This is a genomic window from Bacillus infantis NRRL B-14911 (assembly GCF_000473245.1).
Lineage (GTDB): Bacteria > Bacillota > Bacilli > Bacillales > Cytobacillaceae > Bacillus_AB > Bacillus_AB infantis.
Window position 1 is genome coordinate 290,819 of the sequence record NC_022524.1, and the last position, 24,136, is coordinate 314,954.

Below are 24,136 nucleotides of genomic sequence, written 5' to 3' on the forward strand. Positions count from 1 at the left end.
AAGGAGACCCCATATGCAAATTGAAAAACTTAGAGGCAAAGAACTGGATCAATTGTTCAAATCGGTCCTGTCCCTAAAAGACCTGGAAGAATGCTATCGATTTTTCGACGATCTTTGCACGGTAAATGAAATCCAATCTCTTGCCCAGCGCCTTGAGGTTGCCCGGATGCTGCGCGAAGGAAAGACCTATCATAAGATCGAAACAGAAACAGGAGCAAGCACGGCAACGATTTCCCGTGTAAAACGCTGCCTGAATTATGGCAATGACGCCTATGAAATGGCCCTTGAGCGCATCAAGGACGAAGAAGCACAGGCCGCAGCAGAATAATTGATGTAAAGCCGCAGGATGAAGATCCCGCGGCTTTTTCTTTAGGAAAAGCCAGCATTCCGGTCTGCGCTTTTTGTTTTCGCTGCCGCCCCGCATCCTGCAGGCATGACTTGCCTTCTTCCATCAATATGCAGGAAAAGTCCTCCCTGCTTTCCTTTTTGATTCCAGTGTCTAATGCTATAATGTTGTAATGGAATGATAGAATGGAGGCAAGTATGCATGTATGATGTTCGCGAGTGGCGCCACGCCTTTAAACTCGATCCCAATAAAGAAATTTCTGACCGCGACCTGGAGCGGATCTGCGAATCAGGGACGGATGCTGTAATAGTCGGAGGAACAGACGGCATTACACTTGAAAAGGTGCTGGACCTCATGGCAAGAATACGCCGCTATACGGTGCCCTGCGTGCTCGAAGTTTCGACGATTGAGTCTGTTACTCCGGGCTTTGATTTGTATTTTATCCCGTCTGTCCTGAACAGCGGGGACAGCAAATGGATCACCGGGCTTCATCATCAGGCGGTCAAGGAATACGGCGAGATCATGAGCTGGGAGGAAATCCTTGTCCAGGGCTATTGCATCCTGAACAGCGAATGCAAGGCGGCAAAGCTGACAGGGGCGAAGACGGATCTGGATGCAGAGGATGTTGTTGCATACGCCATGATGGCAGAGAAGATGTTCCATCTCCCAATCTTCTATCTCGAATACAGCGGGACATATGGCGATCCCGGGCTTGCGGCTGAAGTCAAGCGCACACTGGAGGAAACAACCTTTTTCTACGGCGGAGGAATCTCGTCTGAAGCACAGGCAAGGGAAATGGCTGAAGCAGCGGATGTCATCGTTGTCGGCAATATAATATATGAAAATCTAGATGAAGCTCTAAAGACAGTTTTGCCTAAATAATGTTGCTTGCAGAGGGACTTAAGGATACACTAACTATAAAGAACATATGTTTGTTTGGCGGTGAATAAAAAGATGCAATATTTAACGGATAAACTATTAAACGGATTGAATGCCCAGCAGCAGAATGCTGTAAAGGCAACGGACGGGCCGCTGCTTATCATGGCCGGTGCGGGAAGCGGAAAGACGAGGGTGCTGACCCACAGGATTGGATACCTGATGGTTGAAAAAGGGGTAAACCCTTATAACATCCTTGCCATCACCTTCACTAACAAGGCTGCAAGGGAAATGCGCGAGAGGATCCAGAACATGATGGGGGGAGCAGCCGATGATATTTGGATTTCAACGTTCCACTCAATGTGTGTGCGGATTCTCAGGAGAGATATAGACAGAATCGGCTTTAACCGTAATTTCACGATCCTTGATACAACAGACCAGCAGTCTGTCATCAAGGCGATCCTCAAGGAAAAGAATCTGGATCCCAAAAAATACGACCCGCGTGCGATTCTGGGCAGCATCAGCTCGGCGAAGAACGAACTGATCGACCCGGAGGAATATGCAAAGGCGGCCGGCGGCTACTTCGAGCAGATCGCAAGCGACGTATACACAGAATATCAAAGACGCCTCCGCAAAAATCAGGCGCTGGACTTTGATGACCTGATCATGACAACGATCCAGCTATTCCAGCGGGTGCCTGAGGTGCTGGAATATTATCAGCGCAAATTCCAATATATCCATGTTGATGAGTATCAGGATACAAACAGAGCACAATATATGCTTGTAAAGCTGATGGCAGACAGATTCAAGAATCTTTGCGTGGTCGGGGACTCCGACCAGTCAATCTATCGCTGGCGCGGAGCTGACATTGCCAATATCCTGTCATTTGAAAAAGATTACCAAAATGCCCGCACGATCCTCCTGGAGCAGAATTACCGTTCAACAAAGCGGATCCTGCTGGCTGCCAATGAGGTGATTGCCAAGAACCTCAACAGGAAGGCCAAGAATCTCTGGACAGAAAATGCAGAAGGCAATAAACTGTTCCATTACCGCGCCGACAGCGAGCAGGGTGAAGGGCAGTTTGTCGCTGGGAAAATCAAAGAAATGGTCGACAGCGGCAAACGGAAGTATTCCGAGATCGCCATCCTTTACCGGACCAATGCCCAGTCACGTGTAATGGAGGAAGTGCTGCTTAAATCAAACATCGAGTACTCCATTGTCGGCGGCATCAAGTTCTATGACAGAAAAGAAATCAAGGATATCCTTGCCTATCTGAGGCTGATTGCCAATCCTGATGATGACATCAGCCTGCAGCGCGTGATCAATGTGCCAAAACGCGGCATAGGCTCAGGGTCCGTGGACAAAATCGCCAATTTTGCGCAGATGCATGATATGACGATGTACCAGGCACTCGATGCCCTTGACCTGATTGGCCTGAGCCCGAAAATCACGAAGGCGGCAACCGAGTTCCGCGATCTGATCAGAAGCTACGAACAGATGCAGGAATATTTGTCTGTAACTGAGCTTGTAGAGGAAGTGCTGGAGAAGTCCGGCTACAGGGACATGCTGAAGGCAGAGAAGTCAATTGAAGCCCAAAGCCGCCTGGAGAACATCGACGAGTTCCTGTCTGTAACGAAAAACTTCGAGGACGGCAGCGAAGATAAAACACTCGTCGCTTTCCTGACAGACCTGGCCCTTGTTGCAGACATTGACAAGCTTGAAGACGATGGCACAAAGACCGATAGTGTCGTCCTTATGACGCTTCACTCCGCAAAGGGGCTGGAATTCCCCGTTGTATTCCTGATCGGGCTTGAGGAAGGCGTCTTCCCTCACAGCCGCTCCCTCATGGAAGAGGCGGAAATGGAAGAAGAACGCCGCCTCGCCTATGTGGGAATCACCCGTGCAGAGGAAGAATTATATATAACCAATGCTCAGATGAGGACATTATTCGGACGGACGAATATGAATCCTCCATCACGCTTCATCCAGGAAATCCCGGCAGACCTTATCGAAGGGATCGAGCCGAAGAAGGCATCACCTTCTCCATTTGGCAGCCCGGCAGCAGGAGGACGGCAACCATCATCCTCAGCACCGCGGCAGGCTATGCGCAAGGCCGTGGTCAAGCCGGCTGTTGCCTCGACCGGCGGGGATGCCCTTGGCTGGCAGGTCGGAGACAAAGCCGTCCATGGAAAATGGGGCACCGGAACAGTTGTCAGCGTAAAAGGCCAGGGAGAAGGAACAGAGCTCGATATCGCCTTCCCGAGCCCGACCGGCATCAAACGCCTGCTGGCAAAATTCGCTCCGATTACAAAAGGATGATACAGTACAGAAATATAGGATAAAAAAGCATAATTGCTGCGGAGCTGCCAGGCCTAATTGGAGGCGGGCAGCGGCCGAGTTTTTCTAATGGTAAGAAAGTTTATTTTTTATCTTCGATTACTGTCTAGCTCCAGCGCCTACCCCCTCGAGGTCACAAGCCAATCCTCCCAAAAAGGCAAAGAACGCCTTTTAGGGAGGATCGTCTTGAGGCCCCCAGGATGGGGGTCATGCAGACGTTGCCACAGGACGTGGCGTTCTTAGTCTGCGTTCCTTTAGGGAGCAAGGCGCTTGCGCTTTTCTAATGAAAGGGCTGGAAAATATGGACCTTCAAAATGCCGAAGCAAGAGTAAAAGAACTGCATAATCTGCTGAATCAATATGGCTATGAATATTATGTCCTTGATAAGCCGTCAGTGCCGGATTCTGAGTATGACCGGCTTCTGAAAGAGCTGATGGAGCTTGAAAATGAACATCCTCAGCTGAAAACCGCTGATTCCCCTACCCAGCGGGTCGGCGGCGAAATACTCGATATGTTCGAAAAGGTCGAGCACCAAACACCTATGCTGAGCCTTGGCAATGCCTTCAACGAAGAAGATCTGCGCAGCTTTGACCGCCGGGTGCGGCAGACTGCAGGAGAAAATCTTTCTTATGTGTGCGAGCTGAAAATTGATGGCCTGGCCGTCGCCCTGAAATATGAGGATGGGCTGTTCATCCAGGGTGCGACAAGGGGGGACGGGACGATCGGAGAGGATATCACCGTAAACCTGCGGACAATCCGCTCCATTCCCCTCCGCCTTTCAGAGCCTGTATCCATTGAGGTGCGCGGGGAAGCATTCATGCCTGGCCGTTCCTTTGAAGCATTGAATAAAGGGAAAGAAGAGCGGGGCGAGGAGCCGTTTGCAAATCCGCGCAATGCGGCTGCAGGCTCCCTTCGCCAGCTCGATCCCCGCATCGCCGCTTCCCGAAATCTTGATATCTTTTTATACGGGATATCAAACACTGGCGATACAGGTGTAGAATCACACAGTGCCGGACTGGATTATCTGGAAACACTCGGATTCAAGACGAACAAAGAGCGCAGAAAATGTGCCAGCATAGAAGAAGTTATTGAATATGTCAGCAGCTGGACCGAGAAGCGGCCTAACCTGGATTACGATATAGACGGAATCGTCATCAAGGTTGACTCGCTTGCACTTCAGGAAGAGCTGGGTGCAACAGCGAAAAGCCCGCGCTGGGCGATTGCTTATAAATTCCCTGCTGAAGAAGTGGTCACCACTTTAAGGGATATTGAGCTGAGCGTCGGACGTACCGGCGTTGTCACTCCTACAGCCCTGCTTGAACCGGTCCGTGTCGCCGGGACAACTGTCCAGCGTGCATCACTTCATAACGAAGACCTGATCCGTGAAAAAGACATCAAGATCGGTGACAAGGTCGTCGTCAAGAAAGCCGGAGATATCATCCCGGAGGTTGTCAATGTGCTGGCTGAGCAGAGGACAGGAGAAGAGCGAGAATTTATAATGCCGACACATTGTCCGGAGTGCGGAAGCGAGCTGGTCCGCCTTGAGGGTGAAGTGGCCCTGCGCTGCATCAATCCGAAATGCCCGGCCCAGATCCGTGAGGGGCTGATCCATTTTGTCTCCCGGAATGCGATGAATATTGACGGACTTGGCGAAAAAGTGGTCAGCCAGCTGTTTGCAAAAGAGCTGATCAAGGATGTCGCTGACCTTTATAAGCTCACTCATGAAGCTTTGATCGGAATGGAGCGCATGGGCGAAAAATCAGTCAATAATCTGGTGCAGGCCATTGAGGCATCAAAGCAGAACTCCCTTGAAAAGCTGCTGTTTGGATTAGGAATCAGGCATGTAGGCGCCAAGGCAGCCAAAACGCTTGCCCAGCATTTCAGCAGCATGGATAACCTGATGGCCGCCTCTGAAGATGATCTGACGGCGATCAATGAAATCGGCGGTAAAATGGCTGGCGCAATTGTCGCATTCTTTGAGCAGGAAGAAGCGAAGGAGCTTATCCGCGAATTAAAAGAATCAGGCGTCAACATGGAATACAAAGGGCCGAAGCCGGTTGCGGCAGAGGACTCCGACTCGTTTTTTGCAGGAAAGACGATCGTGCTGACAGGCAAGCTTTCCATATTGAGCCGAAATGAAGCAAAAGAAAAGATCGAAGCACTGGGCGGAAATGTTTCCGGAAGCGTCAGCAAGAAAACGGACCTCCTGATTGCAGGCGAGGATGCCGGCTCCAAGCTGGCGAAAGCCCAGGACCTGGGAATTGATATTTGGAATGAGGAGCAGCTGGTTGAAGAATTAAATAATTAAGAGGTGTAAAAGCAGTGAGAAGAACATCAATAATCGCCTTGTCCCTTGTCCTTTTGCTGACAGGCTGCGCCCCAAACTTCCAGAAGCAGGAGGAAGTGGTGCAGGAGCAGGATGACTCAAAGGAAAATGCGATTATTCCAAACTATAAGATCTCGGATCAGTACTATCGTACGATCCTGCCTTTTAAGCCCGGGGAAGCACGCGGATTGGTCGTCAATAATATCAATACGAGATATGACCTGAATGAATTTGAGACAGGCCTCATGAGAGTGGCCCAAAACTCATTCGATCCTGATAAGTTCTTTTTCCAGGAAGGCCAGTATCTGAAAAGAGATATGGTCAGCAAATGGCTGAGCCGCAAATATACGGCCGCGCAGCTGAAGGAAAAGAACCTCGAGGAAGAAGACAATCTTGGCCTGAATCCGGTTGATGATGAGAAAGGCGACATCAAATCGAGGGAAGAAAGAAACCCGATTTACCTTGCCCATATCCTTGAGCATAACTACCTCCTGAAAAATGAAGATGGCAAAGCCTATCTCGGGGGAGTCGTCATCGGTCTCGCCATGAACTCTGTACACTATTACAGAACAGTGGAGTATGGAGACGTTTTTGAGAAAAAAATCGATCACGCCACCCTTGAAAAAGAAGGAAAGCAGATTGCCGATCAGGTATTAAGCAGACTCCGCAGCATGGACGAGCTTAAAAATGTACCGATCACCATCGCCCTTTTCGAGCAGGAAAGCAATAAATCAGTCGTGCCTGGCACTTTCTTTGCCTATGCCCAGGCGGACAAAGGAAGCAGCAAGCTAGGCGGCTGGGAAAACGTAGATGAAGAATATGTGTTATTCCCATCCCCTGGAGCCACCGAAGATCACAGGGAAGACGTCACCTCATTCCTTAACTTCAAGCAGGACGTCGAAAAATACTTCCCGAACTTCAACGGGGTCATTGGGAAAGCCTTCTATGCTCAGGATCAGCTCCAGGAGCTGAACATTGAAATCCCGATTCAATTCTACGGGAAAGCAGAAGGCATAGGCTTTACCCAATATGTGACCGGACTCGTCATGAAGCATTTCCCGGACTATATATCCGTCCAGGTCAGCGTCACCTCCGTCAACGGCCCGGAAGCACTCATCGTCCGGAAAGCCGGAGACCAGGAACCATTTGTGCATATTTATCAGCAGTAGAAGAGACAAGCAGCCGGTTGGGGGGCTGCTTGTTTTTTTTGTGGGGCGGGAGCAGTAAAAACTCCTGTTCGATAATATATTTGTTAAATCGATAATAAATCCTCAATTTCGATAATATAAATGGAGTTTCGATAATATATCCACAAATTTGATAGGATACCACTCTTATTAGAATTAGCTTCCATTTTTACAGTCTAAAATAAAGGAATTTTTTACTTGCGTGGAGTATTCTTACGATACTAAGACAGAAGGGAGCTATTATGATTATAAAAAATAAAGAAATGCCAACTTCTTTGGAAAAACTGCAGGCACTTTATAAGAGAACTCCATTTACCCATCATAAATACAAGCTAATAAAAGAAAACCTTGCAAAGCAGTCTGCTGGCTATAAAGGTGAGCTTTCTCTGGCTTATCCGCTTAGCTTACTTTCTGATAAGAAATATTATATATTTCATGACATCCGATTATTGGCAGGTATTCATAATTTTCAGGTGGATGCCCTGCTGCTATCGCGTAAATTCATAGTTTTATTGGAAGTTAAGAATATAACAGGAACCCTATATTTTGATCAATATTTTCACCAGTTGATACGCACTCAGGAAGATAAAGAAGAAGCATTTCCGGATCCGCTTACCCAAATAAGCAGACACACATTTTTAATGAAAAAATGGTTGAAGTCTCAAGGGTTTCCGGATATACCAATAGAATCATTCGTTGTTATCAGCAGCCCCTATACCCTCATTAAAACTTCTCCCGAAAACCAGTTAATCTCCCGCAAAATACTTCGAAGCGATTATATACCGATTAAGTTTATCCAACTGGATTTACATTATAAGACAGATGCTTTAAGCCAAAAGGAGCTTGAAAAATTATCCGGAATAATATTAAAGAATGATAATCCCGGAACTATCGACATCCTGAAACAATATGGAGTGGCAAGAGGAGAATTGATCAAAGGGGTAGAATGTCCATTATGCAAAAGGATGCCTATGGACAGGACACATGGCAATTGGCAGTGTCCAGCATGCGGGATAAAAAAACCCGACCTTCATCTATCTGCATTAAAGGATTATAGTCTCCTTATTTCATCGTCTATCACAAGCCGTGAAGCCAGGGATTTCCTGCTTTTCAGTTCAAAACCGCTTGCTACAAGACTATTGCGCCCTTTTCCAGTTCTGGCAGCAACAAAGGAAAGATATATCATCTTGACATTAAAACACACTGAAAGAAAGAACTTTTGGAAAAATAAACATTTCTCAGAATGTTGGAGATAAATAGAAAGTCATGTTAAAATGGAACCTGGATGTAAACGTTTTAGTACATAGGAGGCGTTATAAATGGTACAACCTTACAAGCATGAACCTTTTACTAATTTTTCTGTTGAAGAAGAGCGCGAGGGCTACCTGCAGGGATTAAAGACTGTTGAGGGCTATCTTGGCCAGGATTATGATCTGCTGATTGGCGGAGAGCGCGTGTCGACTGAAGATAAAATAGTTTCCTATAATCCTTCTAATAAAGAAGAAGTGATCGGCCGTGTATCAAAGGCGACGCAGGAGCATGCCGAGCAGGCAATGCAGGCGGCTGTCGAAGCCTTCAAGACTTGGAGAAAAGTGAAGCCTGAGACGCGTGCTGATGTGCTTTTTAAGGCAGCAGCGATTATCCGCCGCCGCAAGCATGAGTTCTCTGCTTTGCTGACAAAGGAAGCGGGCAAGCCTTGGAATGAGGCTGATGCAGATACAGCGGAAGCAATTGACTTCCTTGAGTACTATGCACGTCAAGCTCTGAAAGTGAAAGACGGCATGCCAGTGAACAGCCGTCCGAATGAATATAACCGCTATGATTATATTCCATTGGGCGTGGGCATCGTTATTTCACCTTGGAACTTCCCGCTTGCAATCATGGCTGGTACGACTGTGGCTGCGATTGTTGCCGGAAACACTGTACTGCTGAAGCCGGCTTCAACTACTCCTGTGGTTGCAGCAAAATTCGTTGAAGTCATGGAACAGGCAGGCCTTCCGAAGGGCGTCCTGAACTTTGTACCTGGAAGCGGTGCAGAAGTGGGCGACTATCTGGTTGATCATAAGGACACTCGCTTTATTTCATTCACAGGATCACGTGATGTTGGTCTGCGCATCAATGAACGTGCTTCTAAGTTGAATGATGGCCAGATCTGGCTGAAGCGCGTGATTGCGGAAATGGGCGGAAAAGATACAATTGTTGTTGACAAAGAGGCAGATCTTGAGCTTGCTGCACAGTCAATCGTTGCTTCCGCATTCGGTTTCTCCGGTCAGAAATGCTCAGCCTGCTCACGCGCAGTGGTGGTAGAGGATGTGTACGATCAAGTGCTTAACCGCGTGGTTGAGCTGACAAATGATCTGACACAGGGCAACCCGGAAGACAAGAGCAATTTCATGGGTCCTGTTATCGACCAGAATGCATTTGACAAGATTATGAGCTATGTTGAAATCGGCAAAGAAGAAGGCAAGCTGATGACAGGCGGAGAAGGGGACAGCTCTAAAGGCTACTTCATCAAACCGACTGTGTTCGCTGACCTTGCTCCTGATGCACGTTTGATGCAGGAAGAAATCTTTGGTCCGGTTGTAGGCTTTACAAAGGCTAAAGACTTTGACCATGCATTGGAAATTGCCAATAATACAGAGTACGGCTTAACAGGTGCGGTCATCACTACGAACCGTGAAAACATCCAGAAAGCGCGCGAAGATTTCCATGTCGGGAATCTGTATTTCAACCGCGGCTGTACAGGAGCAATCGTTGGATACCAGCCATTCGGCGGTTTCAACATGTCTGGTACAGATTCAAAAGCTGGAGGACCTGATTATATCCTTCTGCATATGCAGGCGAAGACAACTTCTGAAATGTACTAATCCGCCGGACATGCCCGCATCCCAATATGGGATGCGGGCTTTTTGTGCTTGTTAAGGAATTTATAAATTGTAATTCTTGTGGATGATTAGTATTTCTTGATCAACGTCCAGCTCCAGCGACTACACCCTCGAGGTCACAAGACGAACCTCCCAAGAAGGCAAAGAACGCCTTTCCGGGAGGTTCGTCTTGAGGCCCCAGGATGCGGGTCATGCAGACGTTGCAACAGGACGTGGCGTTCTTAGTCTGCGTTCCTTAGGGTGATCAAGGCGCTTGCGCTCTTCTAGTAGGATAGTCATGTTTTTATCTTAATATTTATACTATTAAATTAATTGTGTATAATTTTATTAGTTTTACCCTCTTAAAGCCGCTTGGTAGGAGGGTGGAACAGGAATTAATCAATCGTTTGATGAAGAGGCTTTTACTAAAAAAATGGAGGTGACGGGAGATGGGCTTGAGCGGGATGACGATTTTCTGGCTGTTTGTGCCGATGCCGGCATTGATTTTGCTTTCTATCGTTACGTATTTTACGGAGAGGAGAATGGAAAGATGATGTCTACGGCTACATTGGTTACTTTTATTGTCTATTTGGCCGGGATGCTGGCAATTGGCCTGTTTTTTTACCGGATGACCAGCAATCTGTCTGATTATGTTTTAGGCGGGAGGAGCCTGGGGCCGGGTGTAGCAGCGCTAAGCGCCGGGGCCTCTGACATGAGCGGCTGGCTTCTCCTGGGATTGCCGGGCGCGGCCTATGTTTCAGGATTTTCTGCTGTCTGGATCTGCATCGGCCTATCTGCAGGCGCTTATTTGAACTGGCAGTTTGTTGCAAGAAGGCTGAGGGCCTATACAGAGGTTTCACGAAATTCCATTACGATTCCTGATTATCTTGAGAATCGCTTCAGGGACCATTCAAAAATGCTGAGGGTGATTTCTGCATTTGTTATTTTATTATTTTTTACCTTTTATGCTTCATCAGGAATGGTGGCAGGAGGCAAGCTGTTTGAAAATTCCTTTGGTCTGCAGTATGAAGCAGCCTTGTGGATCGGAGCCATTGTCATCATTTCCTATACTTTCCTTGGCGGCTTTCTCGCAGTAAGCTGGACTGACTTTGTGCAGGGAATCCTGATGTTCATTGCCCTTCTCATTGTCCCGATAGCGGCCATCAGCGAAGTCGGCGGATGGAGTGAGGCTGTTGATAAGGTGGGAAGCATTAAGCCGGACGGCCTTGATGTTTTTGCCGGCACTACTGCAATCGGGATCATATCTTCAATGGCCTGGGGCCTCGGTTACTTTGGGCAGCCGCATATCATCACCCGTTTTATGGCATTGAGATCAACCAGGGATGTGCCGATGGCAAGGCTGATCGGGATGGTATGGATGATTGCAGGGCTGTTTGGTGCTATATTTACTGGTTTTGCAGGCATTGCTTATTTTGCGGATACGCCGTTAAAGGATTCGGAAACCGTCTTTATGGATTTTAGCTCTCTGCTTTTCAATCCCTGGATCTCTGGCATTCTTCTTGCTGCGATCCTTTCAGCGATTATGAGTACAATTGATTCCCAGCTGCTTGTGTCCTCAAGTGCTGTGGCCGAAGATTTCTATAAGGCAGTCTTCAGGAAGGGAGCCGGAGAAAAGGAGCTTGTATGGGTCGGCAGGATCTCGGTCATTGTGATTGCCCTGATTGCCATCATTCTTGCCATGAACCCGGAAAGCTCTGTCCTTGATCTTGTGAGCTATGCGTGGGGCGGATTTGGCGCGGCATTCGGTCCAGTGATTATCCTGTCGCTTTTCTGGAAGCGAATGACAAGGAATGGGGCACTCGCAGGGCTTATTTCCGGAGCTGCCACTGTTGTCATTTGGGAAAAATTGAAGGGCGGCATCTTTGATTTATATGAAATTGTTCCTGGCTTTCTGGTATGTACTGCAGCCATTATTATTTTCAGTCTGGCATCTTCTTCACCGGATAAGGAAATTGAAGAAGAGTTTGAAAAGGCAAAGGCATCCTCTTTTGATTGAAAAAATTCATCTATTGAATGGCAGGCTATTATGGCCTGCTTTTTTATATTCCAGAGAAAATGATGACTTAATTTTATAAATTTAGATGAATAGATACTCGTGTATAACCGTTTTCTTAATTATATATGCAGATTTAGTGAATAAATATAAAAGGCATTACGGAAAACTGAATTTTCTCCCTGTTCTGATTATGTATCTGTGTTACGCTTATTAACGGCTGTTAAACGGCGGGAGTGAGGATTGTTTTCTTTCAGTATTTTTTCAAATGATGATCCCTGCATAAGGTTGCAGAAATACTGCATAGAAAATGATGCTCGTATTTAAATATCTTAGTTATGGAAAGGAGAATGCTTTAAAACAATGGAAACGGCTACGTTAATTACTTTTATTGTGTATTTAATTGGAATGCTTGCAATTGGACTTATTTCTTATAAACTGACAAGCAATCTGTCTGACTATGTTCTCGGAGGTAGAAGCCTTGGGCCTGGAGTGACAGCCCTTAGTGCTGGTGCTTCTGATATGAGCTCCTGGCTGCTGCTTGGACTCCCGGGCCTTGCTTATGCAACAGGACTTGATTCTATTTGGATGTGTGTAGGCTTAATTATTGGTGCTTATCTCAATTGGAAATTTGTTGCTTCCAGGCTGCGTGCCTATACGGAGGTTGCGAATGACTCCATCACAGTCCCCGACTTTTTTGAAAACCGCTTTAAGGATGGATCACGGCTTCTCCGTGTTATATCCGCTCTCGTCATATTAATCTTTTTCACCTTTTATGCTTCATCGGGTCTGGTAGGAGGAGCCCTGCTTTTCCAGGAGACCTTTGGGATGACGTATAATACAGCTCTGCTGATTGGGGCGATTGTCATCATTTCCTATACTTTCCTTGGCGGCTTCCTGGCTGTCAGCTGGACTGACTTTTTCCAGGGCCTTCTGATGTTCCTGGCACTTGTGATTGTACCGATTGTGGCTTTCGCAAAGCTTGGCGGGTGGGGAGAAACGATTGATACAGTCCGGTCCATCGATCCGTCTTATCTGGATCCAATTGATACGATGTCAGGCCTGGGAATCGTTTCTCTGATGGCTTGGGGGCTTGGCTATTTCGGTCAGCCGCATATCATTACCCGATTTATGGCCATCAGATCTACAAAGGAAATTCCTAAAGCACGTTTTTATGGGATGTCCTGGATGACCATTTCCATTATCGGCGCCATTTTGGTCGGTCTTGTAGGAATTCCGTCATTTGCGGAAAACCCCCTGATCCAGGGAGACGTGGATAATAGCGAAAAGGTATTCATTTTCTTCGCCGATATCCTGTTTAATCCATGGGTATCAGGCATCCTGCTGGCTGCAATCCTGTCAGCCATCATGAGTACGATTGATTCCCAGCTGCTTGTATCATCGAGTGCTTTGGCGGAGGACTTTTATAAAGGCATCATCCGCAAAAATGCGAGTGATAAAGAGCTTGTCTGGGTCGGGCGCATCGGTGTCATCGTCATTGCATTGATTGCGATTCTTCTGGCTTATACCGGCAATCCGAAAAACGGAGGGGCTTCGATCCTCGATCTGGTCAGCTATGCATGGGGCGGATTCGGCGCTGCATTCGGTCCGGTTGTTCTTTTGTCCCTGTATTGGAAACGGATGACACGCAACGGCGCGCTTGCAGGTATGCTTACCGGTGCCATCACGGTGGTCGTCTGGAAACAGCTGACTGATAAAGAAATCATCCCGTTTGAGCTGTATGAAATTGTCCCTGGCTTCTTCCTCGCTCTTCTGGCCATTATAATCTTCAGCCTTATCGGCAATCAGCCGGACAAGGTGATCAGGGAAGAATTTGAAGAAGCAGTAGAGAGCGATCGGGAATAAACGGGAAAAAAGCTGATGAGATCTCTCATCAGCTTTTTTTTGCGGGAAGTTTCAGAAAATTTAACAAAAACTCTTTTCAATCTCTCGACAGCTGTTATATAATACAAAATGTAAATATTTATCTGTATTATAACATAAAGGAGGAGTTGGAATGGTTACTAACACAGCTGCAGCAATTCAGGAGAAGTGGGAAATGGAGGATCGGTGGAAGGGAATTGAGCGTCCTTATTCTGCGGAGGATGTATTAAGGCTGCGAGGGACGGTTCAAATTGAACACACATTGGCCAGAAGGGGCGCCGATAAGCTGTGGAATCTGGTTCATGAGGAAGATTTTGTGAATGCACTGGGAGCACTGACAGGCAATCAGGCGGTCCAGCAGGTAAAAGCGGGTCTGAAGGCGATTTATTTGAGCGGATGGCAGGTGGCGGCAGATGCCAATCTTTCAGGCCATATGTACCCTGATCAAAGCCTTTATCCTGCCAACAGTGTTCCGCAGGTGGTCAAACGGATCAATCAGGCGCTGCAGCGGGCTGATCAGATTACACACAGCGAAGGTGACCATTCTATTGACTGGTTTGCCCCGATTGTTGCCGATGCAGAAGCCGGCTTCGGGGGGCAGCTGAATGTATTTGAGCTGATGAAAGGGATGATTGAGGCAGGAGCGGCTGGTGTCCATTTTGAAGACCAGCTTTCCTCAGAAAAGAAATGCGGCCATCTTGGCGGAAAGGTGCTCCTGCCGACACAGACAGCTGTAAAAAATCTGATCGCTGCCAGGCTGGCGGCAGATATAATGGATGTCCCGACTGTGCTGGTGGCACGGACAGATGCCAATGCGGCTGATTTGATCACAAGTGATGTTGATCCATATGATCACGCGTTCATCATGGGTGAGAGGACACCGGAAGGCTTTTTCCGGACCAGGGCAGGGCTTGATCAGGCCATCGCCCGCGGGCTTGCCTATGCCCCTTACGCGGATTTGATTTGGTGTGAGACATCCGAACCGGATCTGGAGGAGGCGAGAAGGTTTGCAGAAGCCATGCATGAAAGGTTCCCGGGAAAATTGCTTGCCTACAACTGCTCACCTTCATTCAACTGGAAGAAAAAGCTGGATGATGAAACAATAGCGAAATTCCAAAAAGAGCTCGGCAGCATGGGCTATAAATTCCAATTTGTCACACTGGCAGGATTCCATGCTTTGAACCACAGCATGTTTGAACTGGCACGGGGCTATAAAGACAGGGGGATGGCTGCCTATTCCGAGCTGCAGCAAAGAGAATTCGCCAGCGAGGAATTCGGCTATACGGCCACCCGCCATCAGCGCGAGGTGGGCACAGGTTATTTTGACCAGGTTTCCATGGTTGTTTCCGGAGGCACATCCTCAACAACTGCGCTAAAGGGTTCGACTGAGGAAGATCAGTTTACGGTGTCCCAATAGCATTTTGATTCCCTCCTTGGGCAAAGGAGGGTTTTTTTTATCCGGGAAAAGGAATAGTAAAAAGAGGAGCATCACAATCTTAGACAAATTTACATACATAATAGTAGGCTCATACTAGAGGAGGTGTGGAGATGCCCCAAAATGTGGATGATTATGTGAAGCAGGGAATGTATGGGCAGAAGCAGACAAAACCGGATGAACGAAGAAAATTCCTCGGAACGATCAGGGAGCGGATTGTGATTGCACTCACCCAGCCCCAAGTCAGAAGGGAAGGGACGCACCGTGAGGTTGAAGCTGCGCTGAAGGAGAACCCGTCTGCCCATCTATACTTAAATGGGAACATGAATTACTCTTATCTGTCCAAGTATATTAAGCTCGCGTCAAAATTCGGAGTCGAATATACCATTGTTACAAACAAAGAGCACAATACGGAAATCGGTCTTGTCCTTGCTTATGATCATGCGATAGATAAGGAAGAGATTTATATTAGCAGTGACAAGGCTGGAAAGGAAGCTCCTGAGAAAAAGGCAAAAAAGGGAGTGGCTGGTTTTTTGAAGAAATTTTTCAAAGGTAATTAAAGAATGCTGAGGCCGATGGTCCTCAGCATTTTATGTTAAAATTAAGAAGTATTTTCCAAAACTATTTCTTCAGTCAATTGACATCCCCCATATAAACAGGCAGCCCTGTTTCACCATCTGCATGCCTGATGATCAGCTCCCTGATGGGGGCAGGAAATAAAGGGCAGTCTGCCAATTCTTTTAGGGGAAGCCATTCAATTCCAACCTGATTTTTATCCGGGATGCTTCCTGATGCCGGAGAGCCTCCGTCCTGGATGCAGCAGGCAAAAAAGAATTCTACTTGATGCTGTCCTGCGTGAGGTTCATAGCCATGATTGCTGCCGATATAATCACGAACAAACAGCAGGCTGCCGATCTCGACAGGTACGCCGATTTCTTCCAGGCATTCGCGCTGCAGATTGGCATGCAGATTTTCACCGTTTTCCTGGCCGCCCCCCGGAAGGACATAGAAATCCTCCCCGCTGTCATGCATCTTGATGGCAAGCAGGCAGCCATTCTGTATAATGATTGCTTTTGAAGCTGTTCTGATCATTTTTATATCCTCCTTGGGAATACATCCTTGAGTCTTTCATGGAATGGGGACATTCAGACTCTATTTTTTTGTTAAGAGTAAATAAAAGTTCAGGAGCCTCTGTTTATTGGAGTGGAAGGCACGTAGACTCCTGTGGGAAAGCAGCGGCAATGCTGATACCCCGCAGCGCGCAGCGTGAGGAGGCTCAGCGTCGCCCCGCGGAAAGCGAAGTGCCTGGAACGGAAATGAACAGACCCCATATGAATGCTATCCCTTTTGTTTTATTTTTAAGCGAGGTGTCATGGATGAATATTGCCGAATTGCGCCCCAAAAAACGTTCAGACTTAAGAATTAGAGCCGGCACGTGGTTTTACACCTGGAAAAGATATGGCCGCTGGCTGGCAGAAGCCGCTCTGCCATATCCGGTGTTCAGGCACCAGACCCCCCTTCTCAGAAAGCTGAAGGACGTAGACATGGCCTATCAATTATAATAAAATCAAAAACCTGAAAATTGCGGTTGAGCGTCTGAACTCGATCGTCATTTATCCCGGGGAAACATTCAGCTACTGGAAGCTTATAGGCAGGCCGACTGCCAGAAAAGGATACCAGCCCGGCATGATTCTTCATTGCGGCAGCTTTAAGATGGGAACGGGGGGAGGTCTCTGCCAGCTTTCCAATCTGATTTATTGGATGACACTGCATACTCCGCTGACAGTGACAGAAAGGCACCGCCACAGCTATGATGTATTCCCGGACTCAAACCGCACCCAGCCGTTTGGGAGCGGCGCTACATGTGCCTATAATTATCTGGACCTGCAAATTACCAATCATACTGAAGAGCCTTATCAGCTGATCCTGTATCTGACGGATGAGTATTTATGCGGCGAGTGGCGGACAGTTTCAGAGCCTTTATACACGTATATGGTGTATGAACGGAGCCATGCCATCACGCCTGCATACTGGGGCGGATATGTCCGCCATAATGAAATCTTCCGCAGGTCCTATAACCGGCAGGGAAAGCTTTATGAAGACGAATATGTAACAGAGAACCATGCCATTATGATGTACGAGCCTCTTCTGGAAGGAACAGCCCGCCCGGATTAACAGAGCGGGCTTCCTTATTGTGCAGGAAATTTAAAAATTGTAAGTCTTGTGGAATATTATCAATCCTTGATCCACGTCCAGCAGCTGCACCAAGTTCACAAGCTAAACATCCCAAAAAGGCAAAGAACGCCTTTCCGGGATGTTCGTCTTAAGGCCCCCAGGAAGCTGGCCATGCAGACGTTGCCACAGGATGCGGCATTCCTAGTCTGCGTTCCTTAAGGGTGATCAAGGCGCTTGCGCTTTTGTTCTTCAGAGAGGCTGAAGCTGCGAAGAAGGCTCAAGTCCGGGGCCTTCAATAATAACGGCGGTCATGCCAAGAGCAGAGCCGGATTCATGTTCTTCCCCATCTTCCCAGAAAACAGCCGTTCCAGGACCTACAGCTATTCGCTCTCCATCAGCAATCCTTACCCAGCCCTCCCCCGAAACAATCAGGAAAAGCTGCGGGCAGGCCGCAGGATGCATGCCAAGGACGCTGTCCTCCTTCAGATGCATGCAGCCTACCGTAACCGTGATTTCTCTGGATAATAGAGTATAATAGCTGTTCAGGCTGCCAAATTTTGAAACCTCTTTGCCGTCTGAATCAAATCGAAATAGCTTCATCTAAAACCTCTCCTTGAATGGATTCACCTTCTATTATAACTAAAAAAAATGAATAGATGGAATTGTAAAAAAACGGGTGTGACTTATTGGATTCAGCCCGTATAATAGTTTTATCAGGCAGCAAATGCCAGCATACAAGGAGGAGTTCAATATGACAATCAAGGTGCTTGTTTCCTAGTCTGGGACGGGGAGCTTGTCACGAGATCTCCGTTTCAGACTTTCTTAGTTTTTATTAAGAAGGAGAAGCGGAGGAAGGGCAATGGAGGCAAAAAAAGTATATTATAGGCTGACGGGAATTCGGGCATTTTTATTTCAAGTCATTTTTACCGTAAATGCGATTTATTTTGTTGTGGAGGCTGGGCTTAATCCGCTCCAGCTTGTCCTGATCGGGACGATTATGGAATTGTCCATTGTGCTGTTTGAAGTGCCGACAGGAGTCATAGCTGATCATGTCAGCAGAAAGAAATCCGTTATCATAGGAACGATCCTGCTCGGACTGGCCCATCTTCTGGAGGGGGCAGTGCCTGCATTTTGGGGAATCGCATCAGCTTATGCTGTCTGGGGCCTGGGATACACATTTCTCAGCGGTGCGGAAGAAGCATGGATTGCCGACGAAGTGGAAGGAAAAGGTCTTGATAAGGTTTTTCTAAAAGGATCGCAGATTGCCTCTATTGGCAAAATTGCCGGTATCATAGCAAGCATGATTATATCCATGCTCTTTTCAGTTCAGGCAGCGATTCTGATTGCGGGCGGTTCTTTCATTATATTGGCTGTCTGGCTCTGGTTTCGGATGCCTGAAGAACGATTTGAAAAGCTGGAGCGTGAAGAATCATCCCAGCTCCGGCAGCTTGCCGGAGCCATACACAAAGGATACAGGACAGTGAAGGGCCATCCGGTTCTTGCCGGCATGGCTGGCATTGCCCTTATGTGGGGGCTCGCAAGCGAAGGTTTCGACAGGCTGTGGGCTGCCCATTTTCTGGAGGATATTCAGCTTGCCGGGAGCTCTGCAGTTCTCTGGTTCGGATTGATCAATGGGATTGCATTGCTTCTGAATATCGGGGTGGTCGAGTGGATCAGCAGGAGGCTGAATGGGGAAGGGGAGCAGACATATGTCCGCCTGCTGCTCCTCGTGAACGGAGCTCTCGCGGCCAGCACACTGATTTTTGCGCTTAGCGGGGAGCTTTGGCTTGCCCTTGCCTCTTATTGGGCCAGTTTTACACTGAGAGGCCTTAACAGCCCGCTTTACAGCATCTGGCTTAATCAAATGCTTGAGCCAAAGGGAAGGGCCACCATGCTTTCACTGTTCGGACAGCTTGATGCAATCGGACAGATTGCAGGGGGGCCGCTTGTTGGCTGGATCGCGTTTTCGATTTCCATCCAGGCCGGATTATTTGCAACAGGTCTGCTTACTGTACCGGTCCTGATTTTTCTTTGCATCGCCGGCCGCTATGCGAGCAGCCGCGGAGTGTCCAAGTCATCCGGACAGGAAGGTGCAGGATGAAACCGGATGAATGCAATATTTAGAACAAGGGTAAAGGCGTCTGGGATATCCAGGCGCCTTAGCTTTTCACTGCGGCCGCCATATATTCCACTACTTTCGGCAATTGCTTTAAAGCGCTGGAGTCTGATATGATTCTATCTATACTTATAGCATTTTTAAAATATTTGGAGGTGACAGAGATGTCTAGAATATCAGAAGATCAGGTCAGGCATGTAGCCCACCTGGCACGTTTGGAGATTTCGGATGAGGAAGCAGCGCGGATGCAAAAAGAGCTGGAAAAAATGCTTTCTTTTGCAGAGCAGCTTAGTGAACTTGACACAGAGAAGGTTGAGCCAACTTCCCATGTACTGGATATCAAGAATGTATTCCGGGAAGATATCGCGAAAGAAGGGCTGCCGCAGGAGGAAGTGCTGAAAAACGCGCCGGACCACCAGGATGGGCAAATTAAGGTGCCATCCATACTGGAATAGGGGGAAGACAAATGAGTTTGTTTGATCATAAAGTTTCAGAGCTCCATGAACTTTTACATAAAAAAGAAATTTCCGTATCTGATCTGGTTGAGCAGTCTTTTAAGCGGATTGGGGAAGTAGACAGCCAAGTGGGGGCATTCCTGACCTTGAATGAGGAAGAAGCACGGCGGCAGGCAAAGCGCTTAGACGAAAAGCTGGGCACGGAAGAATCGAAGGGCCTCCTTTTTGGCATGCCGATCGGCATTAAAGATAATATTGTCACGAAGGGACTGAGAACCACCAGTGCCAGCAAGATCCTCGAAGATTTCGACCCGATCTATAATGCGACTGTTATGGATCATTTACATAATGCCGAGACCATCACGATTGGAAAACTGAATATGGATGAATTCGCGATGGGTTCCTCAAACGAGAATTCAGGATTCGGAAATGTCCGCAATCCATGGAATCTTGAGAAAGTGCCAGGCGGCTCTTCAGGCGGCTCGGCTGCAGCGGTCGCAGCAGGGGAAGTGCCTTTTGCCCTTGGGTCAGATACAGGGGGATCCATCAGACAGCCTGCTTCCTATTGCGGAGTGGTTGGGTTAAAGCCTACCTATGGGCGTGTTTCCCGGTTCGGTCTTGTTGCGTTTGCCTCATCCCTTGATCAGATCGGCCCAATAACCAGGAATGTTGAAGATAATGCTTACCTTCTTCAGGCGATTTCCGGTCTGGACCCGAATGACTCTACCTCAGCAGATGTTCCTGTCGATCATTACGCCGGCGCCCTGACCGGAGATGTGAAGGGTCTGCGAATCGCTGTGCCAAAAGAGTACCTTGCTGAAGGTGTGGATGAAGAAGTCCGCCAGTCAGTCCTCGATGCGCTTAAGGTGCTGGAGAATCTGGGAGCTGTATGGGAAGAAGTATCCCTCCCGCATTCCAAGTATGCTCTGGCTGCCTATTATCTGCTTTCATCATCAGAAGCGTCCGCCAACCTTGCCCGCTTTGACGGTGTCAGGTACGGCTACCGCTCTCCGGATGCTGAAACATTGATGGAGCTTTACAAAAAGTCGCGCGCCCAGGGCTTCGGCGATGAGGTGAAAAGAAGGATCATGCTCGGAACCTTCGCCTTAAGCTCAGGCTATTATGACGCTTATTATAAAAAAGCACAAAAGGTCCGCACTTTAATTAAAAAGGATTTCGAAGAGGTATTTCAATCTTATGATGTCATCATCGGGCCTACAGCGCCGACTCCGGCATTCAATATCGGGGAGAATATAGACGATCCGCTGACTATGTATGCCAATGATATATTAACTATCCCTGTTAACCTGGCCGGTGCGCCTGCCATTTCGGTTCCGTGCGGATATTCGAATGGCATGCCGCTCGGACTGCAGATCATCGGCAAGTATTTTGACGAGAGCACGATCTACAGAACAGCTCATGCCTTTGAGCAGGCAACTGACTTCCATAAGCAAAAGCCGGGACTGTAAGGGGGAAACAGACATGAACTATGAAACGGTTATTGGACTTGAGGTCCATGTTGAATTAAAAACAGATTCGAAAATCTTTTCCGCGAGCCCGAACCATTTCGGGGCGGAACCCAATACAAACACAAGCGTTGTGGAACTCGGCTATCCCGGCGTGCTGCCGGTGCTTAACCGGAAAGTGGTCGATTACGGGATGAAAGCGAGCATGGCGCTGAACTGCCAAATAGCTGATGTAACGAAATTTGACCGCAAAAACTATTTTTATCCGGATAATCCAAAGGCCTATCAGATCTCACAGTTTGATAAGCCGATTGGTGAGCATGGCTGGATTGAAATAGAAGTGGACGGATATAAGAAAAAAATCGGAATCACCCGGATCCATCTGGAAGAGGATGCCGGCAAGCTGAATCATGAAAAAGGCTATTCCCTCTGCGATTACAACCGCCAGGGAACCCCGCTGATTGAAATCGTGTCAGAGCCTGATATCAGGACAGCCAATGAAGCCTATGCTTATCTCGAAAAACTGAAAAGCATCATTCAATATACGGGTGTTTCTGATTGTAAAATGGAAGAAGGATCGCTCAGATGTGATGCGAATATTTCCATCAGGCCAGTTGGCCAGGAGGAATTCGGCACTAAGACCGAGCTGAAAAATCTGAACTCTTTCAACTTTGTCAGAAAAGGGATTGAGTATGAAGCAAAGCGCCAGGAGGAGGTGCTTCTTGCCGGAGGTACGATCCAGCAGGAAACCCGCCGTTATGACGAGTCTACTAATACGACCCTGCTTATGCGTGTAAAAGAGGGTTCTGATGATTACCGCTATTTCCCTGAACCTGATCTGACGGATATTTACATAGACCAGGAGTGGAAGGACCGGATCCGTGCCGAGATTCCGGAGCTGCCGGACGCGAGGCAAAAGCGTTATGTAGAAGAGCTTGGCCTCCCTGCTTATGATGCTGCAGTCCTGACGGTAACAAAGGAGACAGCTGACTTCTTCGAGGCAGCGGTCGAAGCAGGAGCGGACGCCAAGCAGGCATCAAATTGGCTGATGGGTGAAGTGTCTGCCTACTTGAATGCGGAGCAGAAAGAGCTGGCTGATGTAAAGCTGACACCGGAGAACCTGGCCGGGATGATCAAGCTGATTGAAAACGGGACAATCTCCAGCAAAATCGCTAAAAAGGTCTTCAAGGAGCTCATCGAAAATGGCGGGACCGCGGAAGCCATCGTCAAGGAGAAGGGCCTCGTCCAGATTTCTGACGAAGGAGCGCTCCTTCAATATGTGACAGATGCACTTGATGCAAATCCGCAATCGATCGATGACTTCAAGGCAGGCAAACAAAAAGCAACCGGGTTCCTGGTCGGGCAGATCATGAAAGCCTCCAAGGGACAGGCTAATCCCCAAATGATCAACAAGCTGCTGATGCAGGAAATAACAAAACGATAGAGAATAAGCCGCTGGGGAAATCCAGCGGTTTCTATTTATTATGGGGAAATTTGCTGGTCTGTTTAGACAAACTTCCTCTTTATTTCCCAGGAAAGGATGAAATGCAGCAAAGTCCGGCAAAAAAAGGATTGTACTGTATTCGCAGAGAATAAATAAGAGATGCAATAGCCAATTAATCAATATTGATAGGAAAGGAAGTGCTTGTATGGAATTGAAAGACTGGTTTGCGAAGGGACTGACCTTCTCTGAATATGTGGAAGGTATGAGTGTTAATAAGCAGGAGATGGAAAGCATAGAAAATAAGTTTTCTCTTACAGAAGAGGAAGAGGCCAAGCTGGGGAATGTGAAGGGAAAAGGATTAAAAGTGATTGTCCTGACAGAGGACTGGTGCGGGGATGCGATGCTTAATATTCCGATCCTTATGCATATAGCAAGAGAGACGGATATGGAGACAAGGTTCATTCTGCGGGATGAAAATCTTGAGCTGATGGATCAGTATTTAACCAATGGAACGGCACGTTCAATTCCTATTTTTATCTTCATCGATGGAGACGGACAGGAAAAGGCTGTATGGGGCCCGCGGGCAGAGACCGTTCAGGCCTTTGTCGATAATGAACGGGCGCAGCTTCCATCAGCCGACAGTGAAGACTTCAAAGAAAAGCAAGGCATCATGTTTAAAAAGATGAAAGCGGCATACCAGGAAGATGAACAGGTCTGGCATGATGTGGCAGCAAGCATTATAGCTAAACTTCAATAAAGGCAGCAAAGAATAGCCGCCCATATTAAAAGTATAGCAGGCAGCCCGGCTGGCTTCTCAATTACAAATAAAGCTTCCGCATCTCAGCGGCAGCTTTATTTGTATTCTGTTCAAGAGAACAAAAACGAAATTCCAAGGGAAGCAGCGAGCATAAGCAGGGAGGATGCGAGCAGGGGATTGACTCTGATGTGGAACATTTCTCTGGCTTCCCTGTGCCCTGTATCCCGGTGGTTCATGAATGAACTGGCGATGACTCTGTTGGTCCAAGCATCGCCTGTGCTGGAAAAAAACAAGACGAAAGCAAACCACAGAGCGGAAAATAAGAATGAGAAATCAATCAGTCCATAGCCGGAAAAGAAGAAATGCCAGATGGAGAAAAGCAGCAGGGCCTGGATGGTCAAGGAAGCAGCAAGGATGATGGCAAAACGTTTCATGAATTTATCTCCTTTCCATT

Annotated in this window: 19 protein-coding genes and 1 pseudogene; 17 read left to right on the plus strand and 3 right to left on the minus strand. The window is 47.7% G+C overall.

Going from position 1 to position 24,136, the window contains the following annotated elements; all coding sequences use genetic code 11:
* Positions 1-13 precede the first annotated feature (13 nt).
* From N288_RS01670 to N288_RS01725, 11 genes are all read left to right on the plus strand, one after another.
* Positions 14-328: a YerC/YecD family TrpR-related protein gene (locus N288_RS01670; protein WP_009792553.1), complete on the plus strand. Its 315-nt coding sequence runs from the start codon at positions 14-16 to the stop codon at positions 326-328.
* Between the two features lie 219 nt (positions 329-547).
* Entirely contained in the window at positions 548-1,228 is a 681-nt protein-coding gene (pcrB, locus tag N288_RS01680; protein ID WP_009792551.1) for a heptaprenylglyceryl phosphate synthase, read from the plus strand.
* A gap of 72 nt (positions 1,229-1,300) precedes the next feature.
* Positions 1,301-3,541 carry a DNA helicase PcrA gene (pcrA, locus tag N288_RS01685; RefSeq protein WP_009792550.1) on the plus strand — a complete coding sequence of 747 codons (2,241 nt, stop codon included), beginning with the start codon at positions 1,301-1,303 and terminating at the stop codon, positions 3,539-3,541.
* A 319-nt stretch (positions 3,542-3,860) separates the two neighbouring features.
* Positions 3,861-5,867 (plus strand): NAD-dependent DNA ligase LigA, encoded by a 2,007-nt coding sequence (gene ligA, locus N288_RS01690; RefSeq protein ID WP_009792549.1) that lies wholly within the window; start codon positions 3,861-3,863, stop codon positions 5,865-5,867.
* Between the two features lie 14 nt (positions 5,868-5,881).
* The gene (locus tag N288_RS01695; protein WP_022543261.1) at positions 5,882-7,054 is read left to right on the plus strand and encodes a CamS family sex pheromone protein; all 1,173 of its coding nucleotides are present in this window, start codon (positions 5,882-5,884) and stop codon (positions 7,052-7,054) included.
* Positions 7,055-7,314: 260 nt separating this feature from the next.
* Positions 7,315-8,328 (plus strand): nuclease-related domain-containing protein, encoded by a 1,014-nt coding sequence (locus N288_RS01700; protein WP_009792547.1) that lies wholly within the window; start codon positions 7,315-7,317, stop codon positions 8,326-8,328.
* Positions 8,329-8,391: 63 nt separating this feature from the next.
* Entirely contained in the window at positions 8,392-9,939 is a 1,548-nt protein-coding gene (gene pruA / locus N288_RS01705) for an L-glutamate gamma-semialdehyde dehydrogenase (protein WP_009792546.1), read from the plus strand.
* 550 nt (positions 9,940-10,489) lie between these two features.
* Positions 10,490-11,953 carry a sodium/proline symporter PutP gene (gene putP, locus N288_RS01710; protein ID WP_035401909.1) on the plus strand — a complete coding sequence of 488 codons (1,464 nt, stop codon included), beginning with the start codon at positions 10,490-10,492 and terminating at the stop codon, positions 11,951-11,953.
* 360 nt (positions 11,954-12,313) lie between these two features.
* Positions 12,314-13,816 (plus strand): sodium/proline symporter PutP, encoded by a 1,503-nt coding sequence (gene putP / locus N288_RS01715; RefSeq protein WP_009792544.1) that lies wholly within the window; start codon positions 12,314-12,316, stop codon positions 13,814-13,816.
* Positions 13,817-13,967: 151 nt separating this feature from the next.
* Positions 13,968-15,251 (plus strand): isocitrate lyase, encoded by a 1,284-nt coding sequence (gene aceA / locus N288_RS01720; RefSeq protein ID WP_009792543.1) that lies wholly within the window; start codon positions 13,968-13,970, stop codon positions 15,249-15,251.
* 131 nt (positions 15,252-15,382) lie between these two features.
* Complete coding sequence (locus tag N288_RS01725) at positions 15,383-15,829, plus strand: YueI family protein (RefSeq protein WP_009792542.1); 447 nt, start codon at positions 15,383-15,385, stop codon at positions 15,827-15,829.
* 73 nt (positions 15,830-15,902) lie between these two features.
* On the opposite strand, the gene N288_RS01730 is transcribed toward N288_RS01725, so the two are convergent.
* A complete protein-coding gene (locus tag N288_RS01730) occupies positions 15,903-16,361 on the minus strand; it encodes an NUDIX domain-containing protein (RefSeq protein WP_009792541.1) in 459 nt (152 codons plus the stop codon).
* Between the two features lie 284 nt (positions 16,362-16,645).
* On the opposite strand from N288_RS01730, the pseudogene N288_RS01735 reads away from it, so the two are divergent.
* Positions 16,646-17,444, plus strand: a pseudogene (locus N288_RS01735) (VanW family protein).
* A gap of 249 nt (positions 17,445-17,693) precedes the next feature.
* On the opposite strand, the gene N288_RS01740 reads toward N288_RS01735, so the two are convergent.
* Complete coding sequence (locus tag N288_RS01740; protein WP_009792538.1) at positions 17,694-18,044, minus strand: cupin domain-containing protein; 351 nt, start codon at positions 18,042-18,044, stop codon at positions 17,694-17,696.
* Between the two features lie 259 nt (positions 18,045-18,303).
* Here N288_RS01740 and N288_RS01745 point away from each other — a divergent pair, with 259 nt between their 5' ends.
* From N288_RS01745 to N288_RS01765, 5 genes are all read left to right on the plus strand, one after another.
* On the plus strand, positions 18,304-19,545 hold the full coding sequence (locus N288_RS01745; protein WP_009792537.1) for an MFS transporter: 1,242 nt from the start codon (positions 18,304-18,306) through the stop codon (positions 19,543-19,545).
* 179 nt (positions 19,546-19,724) lie between these two features.
* Positions 19,725-20,015, plus strand: a complete 291-nt coding sequence (gatC, locus tag N288_RS01750) for an Asp-tRNA(Asn)/Glu-tRNA(Gln) amidotransferase subunit GatC (protein ID WP_009792536.1) — start codon at positions 19,725-19,727, stop codon at positions 20,013-20,015.
* An 11-nt stretch (positions 20,016-20,026) separates the two neighbouring features.
* The gene (gene gatA, locus N288_RS01755; RefSeq protein WP_009792535.1) at positions 20,027-21,484 is read left to right on the plus strand and encodes an Asp-tRNA(Asn)/Glu-tRNA(Gln) amidotransferase subunit GatA; all 1,458 of its coding nucleotides are present in this window, start codon (positions 20,027-20,029) and stop codon (positions 21,482-21,484) included.
* 13 nt (positions 21,485-21,497) lie between these two features.
* On the plus strand, positions 21,498-22,925 hold the full coding sequence (gene gatB / locus N288_RS01760; protein WP_009792534.1) for an Asp-tRNA(Asn)/Glu-tRNA(Gln) amidotransferase subunit GatB: 1,428 nt from the start codon (positions 21,498-21,500) through the stop codon (positions 22,923-22,925).
* 205 nt (positions 22,926-23,130) lie between these two features.
* Positions 23,131-23,682 carry a thioredoxin family protein gene (locus N288_RS01765; protein WP_009792533.1) on the plus strand — a complete coding sequence of 184 codons (552 nt, stop codon included), beginning with the start codon at positions 23,131-23,133 and terminating at the stop codon, positions 23,680-23,682.
* A 110-nt stretch (positions 23,683-23,792) separates the two neighbouring features.
* On the opposite strand, the gene N288_RS01770 is transcribed toward N288_RS01765, so the two are convergent.
* Positions 23,793-24,116 (minus strand): hypothetical protein, encoded by a 324-nt coding sequence (locus N288_RS01770; RefSeq protein ID WP_009792532.1) that lies wholly within the window; start codon positions 24,114-24,116, stop codon positions 23,793-23,795.
* Positions 24,117-24,136: the final 20 nt, after the last annotated feature.

Coding starts and splice junctions, on each gene's coding strand:
- N288_RS01770 (WP_009792532.1), bottom strand. CDS start 24,116: ATGAAACGTTTTGCCATCATCCTTGCTGCTTCCTTGACCATCCAGGCC.
- gatC (WP_009792536.1), top strand. CDS start 19,725: ATGTCTAGAATATCAGAAGATCAGGTCAGGCATGTAGCCCACCTGGCA.
- ligA (WP_009792549.1), top strand. CDS start 3,861: ATGGACCTTCAAAATGCCGAAGCAAGAGTAAAAGAACTGCATAATCTG.
- putP (WP_035401909.1), top strand. CDS start 10,490: ATGTCTACGGCTACATTGGTTACTTTTATTGTCTATTTGGCCGGGATG.
- pruA (WP_009792546.1), top strand. CDS start 8,392: ATGGTACAACCTTACAAGCATGAACCTTTTACTAATTTTTCTGTTGAA.
- gatB (WP_009792534.1), top strand. CDS start 21,498: ATGAACTATGAAACGGTTATTGGACTTGAGGTCCATGTTGAATTAAAA.
- N288_RS01730 (WP_009792541.1), bottom strand. CDS start 16,361: ATGATCAGAACAGCTTCAAAAGCAATCATTATACAGAATGGCTGCCTG.
- aceA (WP_009792543.1), top strand. CDS start 13,968: ATGGTTACTAACACAGCTGCAGCAATTCAGGAGAAGTGGGAAATGGAG.
- N288_RS01725 (WP_009792542.1), top strand. CDS start 15,383: ATGCCCCAAAATGTGGATGATTATGTGAAGCAGGGAATGTATGGGCAG.
- N288_RS01700 (WP_009792547.1), top strand. CDS start 7,315: ATGATTATAAAAAATAAAGAAATGCCAACTTCTTTGGAAAAACTGCAG.
- putP (WP_009792544.1), top strand. CDS start 12,314: ATGGAAACGGCTACGTTAATTACTTTTATTGTGTATTTAATTGGAATG.
- gatA (WP_009792535.1), top strand. CDS start 20,027: ATGAGTTTGTTTGATCATAAAGTTTCAGAGCTCCATGAACTTTTACAT.
- pcrB (WP_009792551.1), top strand. CDS start 548: ATGTATGATGTTCGCGAGTGGCGCCACGCCTTTAAACTCGATCCCAAT.
- N288_RS01765 (WP_009792533.1), top strand. CDS start 23,131: ATGGAATTGAAAGACTGGTTTGCGAAGGGACTGACCTTCTCTGAATAT.
- N288_RS01745 (WP_009792537.1), top strand. CDS start 18,304: ATGGAGGCAAAAAAAGTATATTATAGGCTGACGGGAATTCGGGCATTT.
- N288_RS01670 (WP_009792553.1), top strand. CDS start 14: ATGCAAATTGAAAAACTTAGAGGCAAAGAACTGGATCAATTGTTCAAA.
- pcrA (WP_009792550.1), top strand. CDS start 1,301: ATGCAATATTTAACGGATAAACTATTAAACGGATTGAATGCCCAGCAG.
- N288_RS01740 (WP_009792538.1), bottom strand. CDS start 18,044: ATGAAGCTATTTCGATTTGATTCAGACGGCAAAGAGGTTTCAAAATTT.